This window comes from Sphingobacteriaceae bacterium GW460-11-11-14-LB5, from assembly GCA_002151545.1.
Classification (GTDB): Bacteria; Bacteroidota; Bacteroidia; order Sphingobacteriales; family Sphingobacteriaceae; genus Pedobacter.
The window spans coordinates 3,851,388-3,869,105 of record CP021237.1 but is presented as its reverse complement, the minus strand read 5'-3'; the positions used below and the strand labels follow the sequence as shown (position 1 = coordinate 3,869,105).

The following is a 17,718-nucleotide window of genomic DNA, read 5'->3' as shown; positions in this document are numbered from 1 at the left end:
ACCTTCAGCCTTCTACCTTACGCCTTCAACCTGATTTATAGTTCTTTAATAGAGATGTTTTTGTACCAAACTTCATCTCCGTGATCCTGTAAGGCAATTTTACCGGTTTTAAAAGTTCCCCAGTTTTCCCATGTTGCAAACTTGCTGCCTGCAACAATTTTTTTCCAGTTATCGTCCCAAAGGGTGGTTTTTACTATTTCAACACCGTTTAAAATTAATGTTAATTTGCCTTTTTTGCTAATGATTTCAGCTTTGTTCCATTCGCCAACAGCTTTAACGGGCTCTGATGAACTTTTTACCAGGTCGTATAAATCGCCTGCGCGGTGTTTTGTAATCTTTCCATCCGGGTGGCCATCGTTATCAATAACCTGCATTTCTAAACCTGTAGAATAGGTAGCGTGGTATTTAGGTTCTTCATGAACATAAAAAATTAAACCGCTGTTTGCTTTTGGAGCTACTTTCCACTCATATTTTAAATGGAAATCGCCATATTCTTTGTCGGTAACCAAATCACCGCCGCCATCTTTACCTTTGGTTGCTAAATCTAAATGCAGGGCACCATCCTGAACCTGCCAGGCGCTGCCAACAGTAGTTTTGTTGTAAGTATGCCAGCCTGTTGTTGTTTTACCATCAAAAAGTGGCTTAAAGCCCTTTTGAGCTTTTGATATTTGTGTTACCGCTAACAAGATGCAAGCAGAAAGAAAGATTTTTTTCATTTTTTTTAAATAAAACCTGATGGGATTTAAAACCGATCAGGTTAGGATAATTAAAGAGTTAAATTGTTCCAGCCTTTACGGTATTCGCGTTTTACAAACTGGTTTGCTTCGTCAAAATTGGTAACTTTCATATTGTCGTTATCCCAAAGCATTTTAGTATACCGGCCTGGATAAGTAGTCTTACCATTTACCGTTTTTTGGATATCGAAACTTCTGATTGCCAGATTCGCCATCAGTAAAGCTTCTGTTAAGGGACCTGCAATTTCGAAAGGCGAACTTACTTCCTGTTTGCCATAACCCGCAATTGCGGCTTCAACCCATTGTTTATAGTGGCCATTTGCGCCATCTGGTACACGCGTGTATTTTGGCGCCACTTTAATGTCTTTGTTTTTACTTAATGGCAATAATTTTGGGTTTGCACTATAAGTTTCAGACATCATTTTACCTTTAGTTCCGATAAACAAGGTACCATTACCACCATCGCCAAAAGTTTCGTTTGCTTCTAATTCTTCAGGGCGTTCGGGCTGGATACCACCGTCCATCCAGTGTAGCGTGACATCACCTTTGGTTTTATTCGTTTTCGGGAATTTTAAGGTCACATGGCTTGATGGCGGGCAGCTTTCAGGGAAATAACCGCGTTTAAATTCATCTACATAAACAGAGCCAACACTCGCCTCAACCTCTTTTGCATATTTTAAGTTTAATACGCTGAAAGGCGCTTCGATCAAGTGACAGCCCATGTCGCCCAGGGCACCAGTACCATAATCCCACCAGCCACGCCAGTTAAAAGGCACCAATTTATCTATGAAATCTTTTTCAGGCGCAGTACCTAACCATAGGTTCCAATCTAATTCTGCAGGAATTTCGGCTTTTTTTGTTGGGCGGGGAATGCCTTGTGGCCAAACGGGTCTATCAGTCCACGCGTAAACGGTGTGTACATCGCCAATTAAACCAGCTTCGTACCACTCTTTCATTTGGCGCGGGCCATCATTTGATGCACCTTGATTTCCCATTTGGGTTACCACTTTATATTTTTTTGCGGCTGCGGTTAGAATACGCGCCTCATAAATATCATGTGTTAAAGGTTTTTGCACATAAACGTGTTTACCCAATTGCATCGCTGCTAAAGCCTGGATGGCATGGTTATGATCAGGAGTAGAAACAGACACAGCATCGAAATTTTTATGTTCCTTATCTAACATTTCGCGCCAGTCTTTATAGTATTTTGCTTTAGGGAAAGCTTTAACACTATTTGCTGCACGGCGATCGTCTACATCGCATAAAAAAGCAATGTCTGCTTTTCCGCTTTTGTAAAACATATTTAAATCGCTTTGGCCTTTTCCGCCAACACCAATGCCGGCAACCAATAAACGATCGCTTGGTGCTAAATAACCGGGTCCACCTAAAACATGGCGGGGCACGATCATAAACGCAGCAGCGGCAATAGCTGTGGTCTTAATAAAATCACGGCGGTTACTCGTGTTTTTATTTTCTTGCTCTGTTTTCATCTGTAGTAAATCGATTTGCTAATTTGGTTAAAATTATTTTTTTAGGGATAAAATGTACTTTACCATTAATTTTGCATCGTCTTTTTTAAGTGTAGCATGAGCAGTCATTGGCATGTTGCCCCAAACGCCTGTTCCACCTTTAATAATCTTATCGGCTAACATGTTGATGTTTTTCTCGGTAGCCGGATATTTTTTTGCAATTTCTACGTAAGCCGGACCAATAATTTTGTTGGTCTTGTTATGGCAACCCAGACAGTCTGATTTATTGATCAGTTTTTCTCCCGGATTGGATTGAAAAGCAGCATGCTTTGTCATTGTTGCTGTTGCAACTACAGTTTTCTCTCTCGATAAATCAGCCTTTGAAAACGACGCCATAAAAATGACTACGGCGCCTAAAATTAAAAATGTTTTTTTCATGTGTGTTTTGTTATTCTTATAATCCTAATATTCTTTTATTGAAAGCGCTATCACTACCCGATGCTGCAAAATCGTCAAATGCTTTATCGGTTACATTAATGATATTGTTTTTGATAAATGCTGCGCCTTCGCGGGCACCATCTTGTTGGTTTTTAATACAGCATTCCCATTCCATAACGGCCCAACCTTTAAAATCATATTGCGCCAATTTACTAAAAATGGTTTTAAAATCAACCTGACCATCACCTGGTGAGCGGTAACGACCAGCACGGTTTGCCCAACTCTGGTATCCACCAAAAGTGCCTTGTTTGCCTGTAGGGTTAAATTCTGCATCTTTAACATGGAAGGCTTTTATGCGTTCGTGGTAAAAATCGATGTACTGAATGTAATCCAATTGTTGCAACACAAAGTGAGATGGGTCATACAATAAGCATGCCCTAGGATGATTATTTACTGCAGCGAGGAACATTTCGTAAGTTTCGCCATCAAATAAATCTTCGCCAGGATGTATCTCGTAGCAAATATCAACGCCACATTGGTCGAATTCGTTTAAGATGGGCGTCCAGCGTTTTGCCAATTCTGCAAAACCTTCTTCAACCAATCCCGCCGGGCGTTGTGGCCAGGGGTGGAAATATTGCCACAATAATGAACCACTAAATGTGGCATGGGCATTTAAACCTAAGTTTTGAGAGGCTTTAGCCGCATATTTCATTTGTTGCACAGCCCACTCTGTTCTTGCTTTTGGGTTTTTGTGTACTTCTTTTGGTGCAAAGGCATCAAACAGATCATCGTAAGCAGGGTGCACCGCAACCAGCTGACCTTGTAAGTGTGTAGAAAGTTCAGTAATTTCTAAGCCATAAGAAGCGATTTTCCCTTTCAGTTCATCAGCATAGGTTTTGCTTTCAGCAGCCTTTTGCAGATCAATAAATCTTGCATCTAAGGTTGGCATCTGAATGCCTTTAAAACCTAAACCTGCTGCCCATTCACAAATGCTGTCAAGGGAGTTAAATGGGGCTTCGTCGCTTATAAACTGTGCTAAAAATACTGCTGGTCCTTTTATCGTTGTCATGCTTGATTGTTATAATTTATAATCTAACCACTTTTGGTCTGATTGGCTGGAGGCCACTACATTTTCGATAAATGCCATACCTCTAATACCATCTTCAGTACCTGGAAAGTCTAACATTGCAGCCGTAGGTTGTTCGTTATTCAACTTTGCATCTACTGTTAATGCGAAATTTCTATAAATATTTGCAAATGCTTCCAAGTAACCTTCCGGGTGGCCACCTGGTGTACGGGTATTGTGCTGAGCGAAACTGCCCATGTAACCATTGCCTGTTCTGTAGATTTGAGCAGGGGCATTTAACCATTTCACAATTAAGGTGTTTGGTTCCATCTGGTGCCATTCCATACCACCTTTTTCGCCATAAACTTTAATTTTCAAAGCATTTTCTTCTCCGGCAGCAATTTGCGATGCTACCAGAACACCGTTAGCACCATTATCGAATTTTAACAATACGTTTCCATCATCGTCAATCGCTCTACCTGGAACAACAATATTTAAATCTGCACAGATTTTAGTGATTTTTAAACCAGTGATATATTCTGCCAAATGAGCGGCGTGTGTACCGATATCGCCCATGCTACCACTTTTTCCGGTTTTAGATGGATCGGTACGCCAGGCTGCCTGTGCATTTCCTTCACGCTCAGATAGGGTACTTAACCAGCCTTGAGGATATTCGACCATGATTTTTCTGATCGCACCCAAAGCACCTTCACTCACCATTTGTTTGGCTTGTTTAACCATTGGATAACCCGAGTAGGTGTGGGTTAAACATAATGTTAAGCCAGTTTCTTCTACTTTAGCTTGCAGCTGTTTTGCTTCTTCTAAAGTTAAGGTCATCGGTTTTTCGATGACTACGTTAAAACCTTTATCCAAAGCCATCATTGCAGGGGCAAAGTGAGCAAAATTTGGCGTAACGATGGTTACAAAATCGATTCTTTCATCTGCTGGCAATTCACTTTCCTTCGTCAGCATTTCTTCGTAATTGGTATAAATTCTGTTATCCGGAAGAAAAAGGAGTTTTCCAGATTCGTAGCCAATTTCAGGATTTACACTTAAAGCTCCGGCAGATAATTCAATAAGGCCGTCCATATTGGCAGCCAAACGGTGTACGGCACCGATAAAAGCGTCTTTTCCACCGCCTATCATGCCCATTCTTAATTTTCTTTTCATTTTTGAGGTATGGGGTATAGGGCTAAAGGCTTAGGGCATAGGGAGATTAAACCCTATACCTTAAACCTTTTACCTTAAACCTTTCTAGATATTCTTTTTCTTTAATTCTTTTACAGCGTAATCGCAGGCACGGGCAGTTAAAGCCATAAATGTTAACGATGGGTTTTGGCAAGCGATTGATGGCATACACGATCCGTCGGTTACAAAAACGTTATTTACTTCATGCATCTGGTTCCATTTATTCAATACAGAAGTTTTAGGATCGTTACCCATCCTTGCGGTACCCATTTCGTGGATCGCCATACCTGGATAACAGCCATTATCGAATGTTTTGATGTTTTTCATACCGGCCTTTTCTAACATTTCGGCAGCATCATTCATCATATCCACACGCATTTTTTTCTCGTTTTCTTTGTACTCGCAATCGATAGCCAATACGGGTTGTCCCCATTTATCTTTTTTGGTTTTATCGATGTATACCTTGTTTTCGTAATAAGGTAACATCTCTCCGAAACCGCCCAAGCCCATAGACCATTTGCCTGGGGTAGTCATTTTTTGTTTTAAATCGGCACCGAAAGATAATTCAGCCACATCACCTTGCCAGTTTGCCCTGCTTGCACCACCCTGATATCCAAAACCACGCAGGTAATCGCGTTTGTCGTTTCCGATATTCTGATACCTCGGGATATAAATTCCGTTTGCACGGCGTCCGTAAGTGTATTTATCGTCAAAACCTTCAGCTTCTCCAGATGCTCCGCAACGGAAATGGTGATCCATTAAATTGTGTCCTAACTGTCCACTTCCATTGCCCAACCCGTTTGGATGTGCTTCTGATGTAGAGTTTAACAAAACGAATGTTGAACCTAATGTAGAACCATTTACAAAAACGATTTTAGCATAAAATTCCATCGTTTTGTTGGTTTCAGCATCAATAACCATTACACCTTTAGCTTTTTTAGTGTCTTTATCATAAATAATATGATTTACGATAGAGTACGGCCTTAACGTTAAACGTTTAGTTGCCATAGCCGCAGGCAGGGTAGAAGATTGAGTACTGAAATATGCACCAAACGGACAACCACGGCTACATAAATTTCTGTACTGGCAATTGCCACGTCCTTTATGTGGCACAGTAAGATTGGCTACACGGCCAATCATCATAATCCGTTCTCTTTTATAATGTTCTTCGATACGTGCTTTTACCGATTTTTCAACAATGTTTAAATCCATTGGAGGTAAAAACTGTCCGTCAGGGCAGGTAGGCCAGTTTTCTTTCGAACCACTGATCCCTGCAAAACGTTCAGCATAATCGTACCATGGCGAAAGTTCTGCATATCGAACCGGCCAGTCGCTTCCATGTCCGTCTCTTGCGTTATCTTCAAAGTTATGATCACTTAAACGGTAACTTTGGCGACCCCACATTAACGATTTTCCACCCACGTGGAAACCACGGTACCAGTCGAAACGTTTATCTTCAGTATATGGACATTCTAAATCGTTTACCCACCATTTTTCGTTTGCTTCCTGGTAAGGATAATCTCTTTTTTGCACAGGGTGGGTACGTTTTTGCTCTTCGGTAAGTTTACCTGCATGTTTAAAATCCCAAGGATTTTTCATGGCCGTTTCGTAACCGGTGATGTGCTCGATGTTCATTCCTCTTTCGAGCATTAACACGCGTAAGCCCTTTTCAGTAAGCTCTTTTGCAGCCCAGCCGCCACTAATCCCCGATCCTATTACAATAGCATCGTAAGTGTTTTCTGCTTTTAAATTTGTATTTAAATTCATGATGTTTTGTTGTTGGAGTTAGAAATTAGGTTGCCCAGGATTTTTGACCTGGTTTTAATGGTGCATTGCCATCATACCGGCCTGGAATAAGCACATATTCGCGTGCTTTGGTGCAACCAATTTCTGAAGAATAATAACCGAGTAAGGTTAAATCTCTTGCGGTAATAAAAAAGTAAGCTAAATCTTTATTCTCTTCTGATTTGCTCTCTTTTTGGGCAAGCGCAATGGCCCTTAAATCGATCATTAGTTTTTTACGCTCAGCTGGTGTTAAAGTGATATAATTTTTTCCGAAATCTTTCTTTGATTTAGCCTGAAGATCTTTAAAACCTTGTGCAAATGAGGTTTGCATTGCCGCAGGATAACAATCTTTCATCATCATTGGAATAAATTTTCCTAAGCCTGCAGCTTTGGCACCAGCAGATGATTTGGTCGTCGGGACAATAATATCAGCAAATTCAGCAAAAATCTTTTCGTCTTCCAATGAATAGAGGACAAAGTTCTTTTCGTTTTCCGGGAGCGTAAAACTTTCAAATAAAACGCCCATTGTACTTGCCGAGATTGCTCCTCCCAGCAAAAATGCAACGTTTTTGAGTGCTTCTCTTCTGTGCATCGTCTTTATGATTTTATATATTGGTTACTTATGTGTTGAATTAGTAATATTAGAAAAAATATAACGGAAAGATTAATTTTTTACAGTTAAATTATTGATACGCAACGTGATTGTTACTCCGAATAATTATTCTAAATAAGTAGTTTTTTATAGCTCTATTGTTGTTTAAAGCGGGTTTTTGTCGTCATTTTACTTGGTGTAAAAAGTACATTTAGTACAGGTAAGCATATTATTTACTAATAAATTTAAAAACGCCCGTTTTTTAGGGAAAAAATTAGTCGAAACCCGATTTTTTTTGAAGTAATTATAGCTTTTGGTTATACACCGGTAATGGTGTAATTCAGCTCATTTGATGGCGCTGAAATTATGGACTTATATCAGGAGAAATGGCAGGATGAAAGTTTGGGATGATAGATATGAGTTATGATTATCCGGATGTTCATAACTGAAGTTATACACTAAGTATAAATATTTTATTGCCTTTTATCTCATTTTTTTACCTTTGCTCAATCTCAAAAAAATTATGCAAGAAAAAATTGTTGTTTTAGGCTCTAACGGGCAAATTGGTACCGAGTTGGTAACCATGTTACGTAAAATATATGGTGATGATCATGTAGTTGCATGCGATATACGCAGGCCGGATTATGATATCAAAAACTCTGCACCGTTTGAATTTGTGAATGTACTTGATAAAGAAATGATCAATGGTATTTTTCATAAATACAGACCAACACAGGTTTACCTTTTAGCGGCTTTATTATCGGCCACAGGAGAGCAAAATCCAAAGCTAGCCTGGGATTTAAATATGAATGGCTTATTGAATGTTTTAGATTTAGCTTTAGAATATAAAACTGCAAAAGTATACTGGCCAAGTTCTATTGCGGTATTTGGTCCGAATTCGCCAAAAGATAATACCTCACAATATTGTGTAATGGATCCGAATACTGTTTACGGAATCAGTAAACTGGCAGGAGAGCGCTGGTGCGAATATTATAACCAAAAATACGGATTGGATGTTCGTAGTATCCGTTATCCGGGATTAATCAGCTGGAAAGCTGCCCCAGGTGGTGGAACTACAGATTATGCGATCCACATTTTCCACGATGCATTGAAAAAAGGGAGTTATCAGAGTTTCTTAAGTGCAGATACAGAATTACCAATGATGTATATGGATGATGCCATCCGCGGTACAATTGAGCTGATGGATGCACCGGCAGATCAGATTTCGGTGCGCAGCAGCTATAATTTTGGTGGAGTAAGTTTTACACCTGAGGTTTTGGCTGCCGAAATCAGAAAACATATTCCGGAATTTACATTAACTTACGGCGCTAACGATCCTCGTCAGCAAATTGCAAATAGCTGGCCGCGTTCTATCGACGATAACTATGCAGCAAAAGATTGGGGATGGAAACCAGAATTCGATTTATCGAAACTGACAGCAGATATGTTAAAAAATTTAAAAAAATAATATAAAGGTAGAGGGTTGGAAGGTTGAAGGCATAAGGTCTCATATCTCAAATCTTATATCTCAATACTACAAAATGGGAAGAGCATTCGAATTTAGAAAAGAGAGAAAATTTAAGCGTTGGGCCAAAATGGCGGTTCAGTTTACGCGTATTGGTAAAGATATCGTAATGGCGGTTAAGGAATCAGGACCTCATCCGGAAACCAACTCCCGTTTACGTACGGCTATGCAAAATGCGAAAGCCGTTAACATGCCAAAAGATCGGGTAGAAGCTGCAATTAAGCGTGCATCTGATAAATCGATGGCCAACTATGAAGAAATTGTATACGAAGGTTATGCGCCACACGGTGTAGCCGTTTTAATTGAAACTGCTACTGACAATACCAATCGTACGGTTGCCAATGTTCGTAGTTATTTTAATAAAACTGATGGCTCTTTGGGTAAAACCGGATCACTGGATTTTATTTTTAACCGCAAATCTATTTTCCGTTTCGTACCTGCAGAAGGTTTAGACCTGGAAGAATTAGAATTCGAATTAATTGATGCTGGTTTAGAGGAACTTTATGTAGAGGCCGATGAAGAAGGCAATGATATTGCTGTTGCGCAGGGCGCATTCGAAAACTTTGGCTCTTTGCAAAAAGCATTAGAGGAGAAAGGTATCGAGTTAAAAAGTTCAAAATTAGAGCGTATTGCTTTATCTCATCACGAGGTTACAGAAGAGCAAGCTGCTGATGTTATGAAATTGATCGATAAGCTGGAGGAAGATGATGATGTGCAGGCCGTTTACCATAATATGGCGGAGTAACATCAATTGAATAATTTACAAGGGCTTAAAGATTTTTCTTTAAGCCCTTTTTTTGTGCAATTATCGTCATGCTGAACTTGTTTCAGCATCTATCTAAGAAAGACCCTGAAATAAATTCAGGGTGACGATCGAAAGGAAACCTGCGAGGTTTAATTAATCTACTATTTCTTGTGCGAAAACAACCAGCTTAACAACTCCGGTTCGGCAAAGGCGCTGTCCCAGCTATTGTGGTTGGCGTTTGGATACAGGGTAAACTTCACCTCATCGCCAACCGTTTTCAAACGTTCGGCAATGGCAATAGAAAAAGCCGGATCAACAACATCATCTTTTGCACCATGAAAAATCCATAAGGGTATTTTCTGGTATTTTTTAATGTTGTTGGTATTGTCTCCACCACAAATGGCAATGGCTGCGGCAAATTTACGGCGTTCTCTTCTTAACAATTCGTAGGTACCCATTGCGCCCATTGATAAACCGCCTACATATACCTGTTTTTTATTAACATAGGGTTTATTAAGGAAGTTTTTAACCATTCCCTGCAGCGCATGCATAATTTTGGTGGGTTTGCCACCCTCTACAAAACTGATTCTTCTTTTGCCTTTGGCATCTCTCTCAAAGTTGGCATTTGCCCAAAAATCGTTTGATGGGCATTGTGGGAAAACCACAATAGCAGGGAAATTTTTGCGTAGATCATTTTTTAAAAACAATTTTCCACCGTGTACGAGTTGACTGGCATTATCATTCCCTCTTTCGCCACTTCCATGGAGGAAGAAGATGATTGGATATTTTTGGTCGGGATTAAAATTCTCGGGAAACAGAATTCTGTAGTAAATAGAATCCTTTCCTTTGATGTAGCTTCCCTTGTCGTATTTTTTTAAGTCTTGAGCGTTTAAAAAGAGTACAGAAAAAAGAATGCAGATAGTTAGAATAATCTTTTTCATCTGTTTAAGATTGTTTTAATGGTAATGAAGCGATCATCATTTGTTATTACCGTGTGTTGTTTGATAAATTATGATGGTTTCATTTAACAAAAATAGAAAACCCTGGCTATTTTACAATAGCACAGGGTTTATAACCAAACCTAATTGTCTTTATTTCAGCGTAAAAGATGTTTCTTTTACATCGCGTGAATTTGTTCCTATAAATACTTTAAAATCGCCGGGTTCTGCAACGAATTTTAAATCAGCATTGTAAAATTTAAGATCGTTTTCGGAAATATTGAAAGTGATGGTTTTACTTTCTCCGGCTTTTAAATTAATTTTCTGGAAACCTTTTAGCTCTTTAACCGGGCGGGTAATGCTTCCAACAAGATCCTGAATGTATAATTGAACAACCTCTTTACCCTCATATTTCCCAGTATTACTTAACGTAACCGATGCGGTGATCGATTTTCCTTTGCTTAATGTATTTGCGCTCAGTTTAACATCACTGTAAGTAAATGAGGTATAGCTTAAACCAAAACCGAATGGATATAGAGGATCATTGCTTACATCTAAATAGTTGGAACGGAATTTTTCGAACCATTTGCCTTCAGCCAAAGGTCGACCGGTGTTTTTATGTGCATAGTATAATGGTACCTGACCCACGTTTTGAGGGAAAGTGGTACTCAATTTGCCAGAAGGATTTACATCACCAAAAAGTACATCAGCAATTGCATTTCCTGCTTCACTACCGGGGAACCATACATTTAAAATAGCCGGGATATTTTCCTGTTCCCAGTTCAAGGCTAAGGGACGGCCCGTAAACAATACCAATACCACTGGCTTGCCTGTTTTAGCCAAAGCTTTTAACAGGTTTTTCTGTGTTTCGGGAATCTGGATGTCGGTAACACTGCTACTTTCGCCTGTAAACTCAGAACCCTCACCAATGGTAGCTACAATCACATCCGATTTTTTGGCCACTTCTAAAGCTTCTTTAATCATTTCAGCTTCTGTGCGTGGGTCGCGTTTGTAGGTAGGGTTGTGGATGTTTACATAACGGTGTTCCATGGTAGAATCTGCTAAAAAATTAGCCCCGCGTGCGGTTAAAATCTTCGCCTTATCTCCAATCACATTTTTTAAACCTTGAAGTACTGTTACCGATTGATCAAAAAGCGCAGCAACACTCCAGGTACCATACATGTTGGCCGTGTTATCTGCCAATGGGCCAATTAAACCGATTGTACCTGATTTTTTTAACGGAAGTACATTATTTTTGTTTTTTAATAACACAAAACTTTCTGCTGCAATTTCGCGTGCAACCTGACGATTGGCTGGACTAAAAACCTCTTTTTCTGCTCTTTCTGTGTTGCAGAATTTATAAGGATCAGCAAATAAACCCAGTTTATATTTGGCCTGAAGCACCAAGCGGCAAGCCCTGTCTATCTGTGTGATGCCAACTTTTTTCTCTGCTAATGATTTTTTTAGCGTACCCAGAAAGCCTTCGCCTACCATATCCATATCAATGCCTGCATTTAGAGCCAGGGCAGAAACCGTTTGTAAATCGCCCATGCCGTGTGCAATCATTTCAGGAATACCGGTATAATCGGTTACCACAAAGCCTTTAAAACCCCATTGATTGCGTAAAACATCGGTCATTAACCATTTGCTACCAGTTGCAGGGATGCCATCAACCTCATTGAAAGAGGCCATAATGCTGGCTGCACCAGCATCAACAGCGGCTTTGTAAGGTGGAAAATATTCGTTGTACATGCGCACTTTGCTCATGTCGGTGGTATTGTAATCTCTACCGGCCTCGGCTGCACCGTAAAGCGCATAGTGTTTTACGCAGGCTAAAATTTCGTTAGTGGCCTGGAGTTTTCCTTGATAACCTTTTACCATGGCGGCAGCAATTTGCGAACCTAAATAAGCATCTTCGCCACTTCCTTCTGAAATGCGGCCCCAGCGTGGATCTCTCGAAATATCAACCATAGGAGAGAAGGTCCAGTTGATACCACTTGCACTGGCTTCTATTGCGGCAACCCTGGCCGATTTTTGTACGGTATTCATGTCCCATACACAGCTCATGCCCAATGGAATTGGGAAAACCGTATTGTAACCGTGGATCACATCCATTCCAAAAAGTAAAGGAATTTTCATGCGGCTGTTTTCTACTGCAATTTTTTGAACTGCCTTTATCTTATCTACACCTTTGATGTTAAATAATCCACCTACCTGTCCCTCTCTGATTTTTTTAGAAATGTCGCTGCTGTTGGCTTGTCCGGTCGTGATATCGCCAGAACTAGGCAGGTTCAGCTGACCAATTTTTTCATCAACAGTCATTTTCGCCATGAGGTTGCTGATGAAAGTATTCATCTTTGCCTCTTCTGTCGAAACAGGTTTTTTGGTTTGTGCTGATCCGTTCAGTACAAGCAGGGTTAAAAAAACAACCAGGATATTCGCTCTCTTCATTATGTGTGTATTTTATTCTTTTATTAAATGCTGGCGCTCGTTTCCAGCGAGTGCCTAATCACTTTACGATTTCATCGGGTTAGATGTTAATCGCTTTAAGCGATTGTTTATTTTCACATTCGTTACAAACGAGCGTGCGCTATTTTATTAATCAACTTTCTTCACTTCGGTTTTTGCCGATACGCCATTTTCATTTATTGCTTCAATAGCAAAATAGTACGCTTTTTGGCTGTCCATTGCTTTGAACCAATATTCGTTAAAATCGTGGATCATGATGCAGTTGTACAATTTATCTGGTGCTGTACCATAGTAAAGATTATAGGCAAATGAACGATCAACGGGTTGCCATTTGATGTAGGCACTGCGTTTATCTTTTTCTGTCCGCAGTACAATCAGGTTATTAACTTTTGTTGGTTTTTCACCATTTCCGTTTCCGAAAACACGTAATCCGCTAATGGCGAATTTACCTGTAGGCATGTGGATGTTGACCATTTTGATGAACCTGGTTTTAACTGGCTTTTGGAGCTCGATATAATCATGTGGTACATCGGTTTTGTTCTGGCTTTTATCAACAAGGGTAGTCCATTTTTTTCCGTCGGTTGAAGACAGGATTTTGTATTGATGATAAATGCCCGTTTGTTTACCAATAAATTCGGCATCCTGATCGGCATAATTAATCTGGACGGCATTAACGGTAGCCAGGCTGCCCAGATCAGTCTGGATCCATTCTCCGTTATTTGCGGTTTTGGCGCTCCAGTAGGTTTTAATGCTTTCATCAACGGCATTATTGGCATTAAAGCTGCCTAATGTAGAAGAAACAGTTACCGGCTTTTTATAGTTGATGAGCATCCAGCCCGGACCCGCCGGTCCACCTTCTTTCCTTTCGGCAGGTAAATAGAGTGGATAATCGCCAAAGGCAGTATTCGTCCACATCACATCATCTTTATCAAAACCTGTTGGCCAGATACCCATTCTGCGCTCCCAGGTATTTTTTACACAAATAATGCTGGTAGAAATGTGCCAGTAGTTTTTGCTGTTATCCTGAAAGGTAGCACCATGACCTGCACCGCGAGAAAATCCACCGCCTTTATAACTTAAAGGATCAGATTGTGGTACAGATGGGCTATCGTAAAATAAAGGCTTGCTTCCAACCACCACACCATCAGCATAACCGCTAAATTCGGTTCCCGGTGCGCCGTATTGAAAGTAATATTTGCCATTATGTTTGGTCATCCATGCGCCTTCGGCAAAAGGATCGAGAAAAGTATCGTCCATATATTCGCCAAAACGCTGCCAGCCATAACGCCAGCTCTGAAGCAGGTACATAGGCGTGCGCGTACCTTTAGGCTGAAAAGTTTTGCGGTCTAATTCTACACCGTACATGGGGTAGTTATTGCTGCTCCCATTGTACATGTAAAATTTGCCATCATCATCGGTAAAAAAGGATGGATCCCAGCCGCCAATTTCTAACGAATCTACCAATGGAAACCATTTGTTCCCTTTAGGGTCGGTACTTCCCCATAAGGTGAAGTTTTTAGTATAGGTGCTGCCGAAAACCACCATGGTATCGCCAACAATGCCTACTCCTGGTGCACAGAGTTCATCTTTTGTTTTGTTCCATGGACGAAGAAATTTTCTTTCGTGGAATTTCCAGTTCAGCATATCGGCACTATGCCAATAACCCCACTGGTTGGTACTGAAAAGGTAGAAATCGCCCTTATAATTTACAATCACCGGATCGGCCGTTGCCCGGTGTTTGCCCCATTCGGTAAAAGATTCGAAGGGTGTGTATCCATAATCAACATTAATTGGATTGCAGTAGGTTTTTTGTTTCTGTGCAAAAGCGGAAATCGTGCAGACCAAAAATATTAATGTAATTAACTTTCTCATTTTATTTTTTTAAAGCTGGATGGTCGAAACCTAATTTGTTTAACCCGCTCTGAACATCTTTATTTCCCATAAATAATTTCCACAGCAGCCCTGATCTGTAATTTTCGATCATCACCACCATCGGCCCCTGATCGATCCCCAAATATCTTTTTGGATACCAATTGTCCTGCGCTGAAAAGGCATCATAAAAACCGTATTTGCCCCACACTTTATCGCCCAGGTTTTCGTAAAGGTGTCTGATGACCTTCATCGATTCTTTTGGGGTGTATGGGATAGATGATATGGCAGCAGTGGGAGAGATTACCCCGAAATCTTCCTGAAGGCTGTGCGCGGCATAACCTTTTACCGAATAACTGGCAGTTAAGCCCCAGTTATTTTCGCCATAACCTTTAAATTTCTTTGGATTGGCTACACAGTAATCGTGAATGGCCAATGTTTGATTGACATTGTTTTCCCAATAATCGGCATAGCGGTCTTTTAAGCCTTTTGGGTTTAAGCCTAAATAGGAATAATGTGCCCAAAATAAAGGACCTACAGAATTTTTTGCACCTTGATAATCTAATGGGATATGATGGCCATAGAGATCGAAATTAGCTTTAATTGCACCTCCTCTTGCCCAACCCTCATGATAAACTTCGGCAGGGATGCCATGCGTAGGAGATGAGGCGGCCATAACGTACATGATTAAACATTCGTTATAGCCTTTAACAGGAAAGTTCATTTCCCAATTGTACTCTGGCGACCAGTGCCAATACAACACATTTTGTCCGTTGCGGTACCAGTTGAAATCGATACCTTTCCAAAGCTCATCGGCTTTTTTTGCCAATGCTTTTTCGGGTTCGGTTCCATTTTTATAATATTCGTTGATGCAGATTAAAGCCTGTGCAACGAAAGAAGTTTCGACAAGATCACCTCCATTATCTTTTCGCCCAAACGGACGTACTTTAGCGGTTTCGCCATTTATCCAATGCGGCCATGCCCCATGAAAGCGATCGGCTTTGGTTAAAAAATCCAGTATTTTATTTAAACGGTCTAATCCATCTTTTTTGGTCACATAACCCCTGTCAATCCCGCTTAAAATAGCCATTAGTCCAAAGCCCGTTGCTCCGGTAGCCACTGTGTTTTTGTCATTTTCAGGATATACATTATCCACATGGAAACGCTCTCTGCCCGCTCCTGAAGTGGGTTCGGCTCCATCCCAAAAATACTGGAAGGTTTGTTTTTGAACCAGATCTAATAGTTCTATATCGGAAAGATTTTTCCTGATTGATAGGTCAGGATTATAGTTGGTATTTTTACTTTTCGTACAAGCTGTAATAAACAAAGAAGAACAGCTTACGGCTATAAGTAAATGAGTAATTTTCTTTAGGTCTATTTTAAACATGGGCTTGGATAAAGAAATAAAGGCTGCCAGATTTAACTAGCAACCTTTACTTTATGATAATTTTAGTAACCGGGATTTTGTTTAAGTAACCCCCCACTTAAATCAATTTCAGTTTGAGGAACAGGCCAAACTTCATTTTTATTGGCTTTCCATCCTTTTGGGCCAAAAATGGCAAGTGCTCTACCTTGTCTGATTACGTCGAAATAACGATCGTTTTCCATAGCAAGCTCAACCTGTCTTTCTTTCCAGATTGCATTTCTTAAAGCTGTTTGGTCTGTCGTAGTAACATCAGGTAAGATTGTGACACTTGCACCCCGTGCTCTTTTTCTAACTCTATTTAAAGAAGTTAGGGCTTGGGCATTATTACCTAGTTCATTTGCTGCTTCTGCGTTCATTAGTAAGATGTCAGAAAATCTTAATACCCTAATGTTTTGTTGCGCACCTTCATTGAAACCTGAAACCCTTGTATTAAAAGGAACATATGATTTTTGATTGTAACGTGCATTAGGAACGGTTGTAGGAACAAGATCACCCTGAGGTGTAGTTTCTCCTCTGAATAATATTGTTGCATCTTTTCGCGGGTCACCAGTTTCAAAGGCAGCCTCTAACTCTGCTGAAGGCGTATTAAATCCCCAGCCCATTACTCCTGCAACACCCTGAACTTGGCTATACTGAGAGTTTGATGCAGCAGAGTTGCTTGGTAATAATTCAGCCTGAACCTCGAAAATTGATTCAACACTGTTTTCATTAGCTACTCTAAATCCTTTTTCAAAATCAGGAAATAAATCATAACCTAAAGTCATAACCTGATTCGTGAGCGCCAATACATCTGCCCACTTCTTCTGATACATCGCAACTTTAGCTTTCATACCTAAAGCGGCACCTTTAGTCGCTCTTCCCAAATCAGTTGATGCATAGGACTGAGGTAATACTGCCGCTGCGTCTGTTAAGTCTTTCTCGATTTGAGCGTACACTACGGCTTTATCACTTTGTGGAATATTGTACTCCGAGTTGTCTTTAGGTACTGTAAGTCTTAATGGAACATTGCCGTAAGCCCTAACCAATCTAAAATAAGAGTATGCACGAATAAATTTAGCCTCAGCTAAAATTCTTGCTTTTAGTGATGCATCCATACCAATATTAGGTACGTTATCCAGTACTTGATTACAAAGATTGATGTTTTGATACTGCCCAGTCCAAAATCCTTGTAAGCTACCTTGAGTAGAAGTTACAGTAAATTGATCGAACAAGTTAAAGAATGTAGCATCAGTTGGTGTGCTACCTTTATCAGCCTCGTCAGATCCTGTACTTTCAATGGCAATTGCATTAAATGCAACATTATCCCAACTTCTAAGCTGAGCGTAAATAGCATTCACACCCTTCAATGCATCATCTTGTGTTTTCCAAAAAGTAACAGAAGGTTGCTGGCCTTGAGGTGGAACGTTTAAGAAGTCTTTTTTACATGATGATGTAAATAACATTGTGCCAAAAATGGTGGCATAAATGCAAGACG

14 protein-coding genes are annotated in these 17,718 nt (G+C 40.2%); 2 read left to right on the top strand and 12 right to left on the bottom strand.

All coding sequences use genetic code 11. The features are described from left to right. Positions 1-35: 35 nt before the first annotated feature. The 7 genes from CA265_15370 to CA265_15340 all read right to left on the bottom strand — a co-directional run bounded on the left by CA265_15370 (position 36) and on the right by CA265_15340 (position 7,272). Positions 36-716 (bottom strand): glycosyl hydrolase, encoded by a 681-nt coding sequence (locus tag CA265_15370; protein ARS40956.1) that lies wholly within the window; start codon positions 714-716, stop codon positions 36-38. A gap of 50 nt (positions 717-766) precedes the next feature. Then, a complete protein-coding gene (locus tag CA265_15365; GenBank protein ARS40955.1) occupies positions 767-2,224 on the bottom strand; it encodes an oxidoreductase in 1,458 nt (485 codons plus the stop codon). A 33-nt stretch (positions 2,225-2,257) separates the two neighbouring features. Continuing rightward, positions 2,258-2,641 carry a cytochrome C552 gene (locus CA265_15360; protein ARS40954.1) on the bottom strand — a complete coding sequence of 128 codons (384 nt, stop codon included), beginning with the start codon at positions 2,639-2,641 and terminating at the stop codon, positions 2,258-2,260. Positions 2,642-2,657: 16 nt separating this feature from the next. Further along, positions 2,658-3,710 (bottom strand): AP endonuclease, encoded by a 1,053-nt coding sequence (locus CA265_15355; protein ID ARS40953.1) that lies wholly within the window; start codon positions 3,708-3,710, stop codon positions 2,658-2,660. 9 nt (positions 3,711-3,719) lie between these two features. Next, complete coding sequence (locus CA265_15350; GenBank protein ARS40952.1) at positions 3,720-4,877, bottom strand: oxidoreductase; 1,158 nt, start codon at positions 4,875-4,877, stop codon at positions 3,720-3,722. Positions 4,878-4,961: 84 nt separating this feature from the next. Beyond that, positions 4,962-6,665: a GMC family oxidoreductase gene (locus tag CA265_15345; protein ID ARS40951.1), complete on the bottom strand. Its 1,704-nt coding sequence runs from the start codon at positions 6,663-6,665 to the stop codon at positions 4,962-4,964. A gap of 22 nt (positions 6,666-6,687) precedes the next feature. Then, positions 6,688-7,272, bottom strand: coding sequence for a twin-arginine translocation pathway signal protein (locus CA265_15340; protein ID ARS40950.1), 585 nt, complete (start codon positions 7,270-7,272; stop codon positions 6,688-6,690). A gap of 523 nt (positions 7,273-7,795) precedes the next feature. Between CA265_15340 and CA265_15335 the strand changes: the two genes are divergently transcribed. Both CA265_15335 and CA265_15330 read left to right on the top strand, forming a co-directional pair. Next, positions 7,796-8,740: an NAD-dependent epimerase gene (locus CA265_15335; protein ID ARS40949.1), complete on the top strand. Its 945-nt coding sequence runs from the start codon at positions 7,796-7,798 to the stop codon at positions 8,738-8,740. 73 nt (positions 8,741-8,813) lie between these two features. Beyond that, positions 8,814-9,542, top strand: coding sequence for a YebC/PmpR family DNA-binding transcriptional regulator (locus tag CA265_15330; GenBank protein ID ARS40948.1), 729 nt, complete (start codon positions 8,814-8,816; stop codon positions 9,540-9,542). Positions 9,543-9,703: 161 nt separating this feature from the next. Here the strand turns inward: CA265_15330 and CA265_15325 are convergent, their stop codons facing one another. The 5 genes from CA265_15325 to CA265_15305 all read right to left on the bottom strand — a co-directional run bounded on the left by CA265_15325 (position 9,704) and on the right by CA265_15305 (position 17,686). After that, entirely contained in the window at positions 9,704-10,483 is a 780-nt protein-coding gene (locus tag CA265_15325; protein ARS40947.1) for a phospholipase, read from the bottom strand. Positions 10,484-10,633: 150 nt separating this feature from the next. Then, positions 10,634-12,931: a beta-glucosidase gene (locus tag CA265_15320; protein ARS40946.1), complete on the bottom strand. Its 2,298-nt coding sequence runs from the start codon at positions 12,929-12,931 to the stop codon at positions 10,634-10,636. A 147-nt stretch (positions 12,932-13,078) separates the two neighbouring features. Then, positions 13,079-14,821, bottom strand: a complete 1,743-nt coding sequence (locus CA265_15315) for a xylosidase (protein ARS40945.1) — start codon at positions 14,819-14,821, stop codon at positions 13,079-13,081. A gap of 1 nt (position 14,822) precedes the next feature. Further along, complete coding sequence (locus CA265_15310; GenBank protein ID ARS40944.1) at positions 14,823-16,205, bottom strand: beta-glucosidase; 1,383 nt, start codon at positions 16,203-16,205, stop codon at positions 14,823-14,825. Between the two features lie 62 nt (positions 16,206-16,267). After that, positions 16,268-17,686 (bottom strand): RagB/SusD family nutrient uptake outer membrane protein, encoded by a 1,419-nt coding sequence (locus CA265_15305; protein ARS40943.1) that lies wholly within the window; start codon positions 17,684-17,686, stop codon positions 16,268-16,270. Positions 17,687-17,718 lie beyond the last annotated feature (32 nt).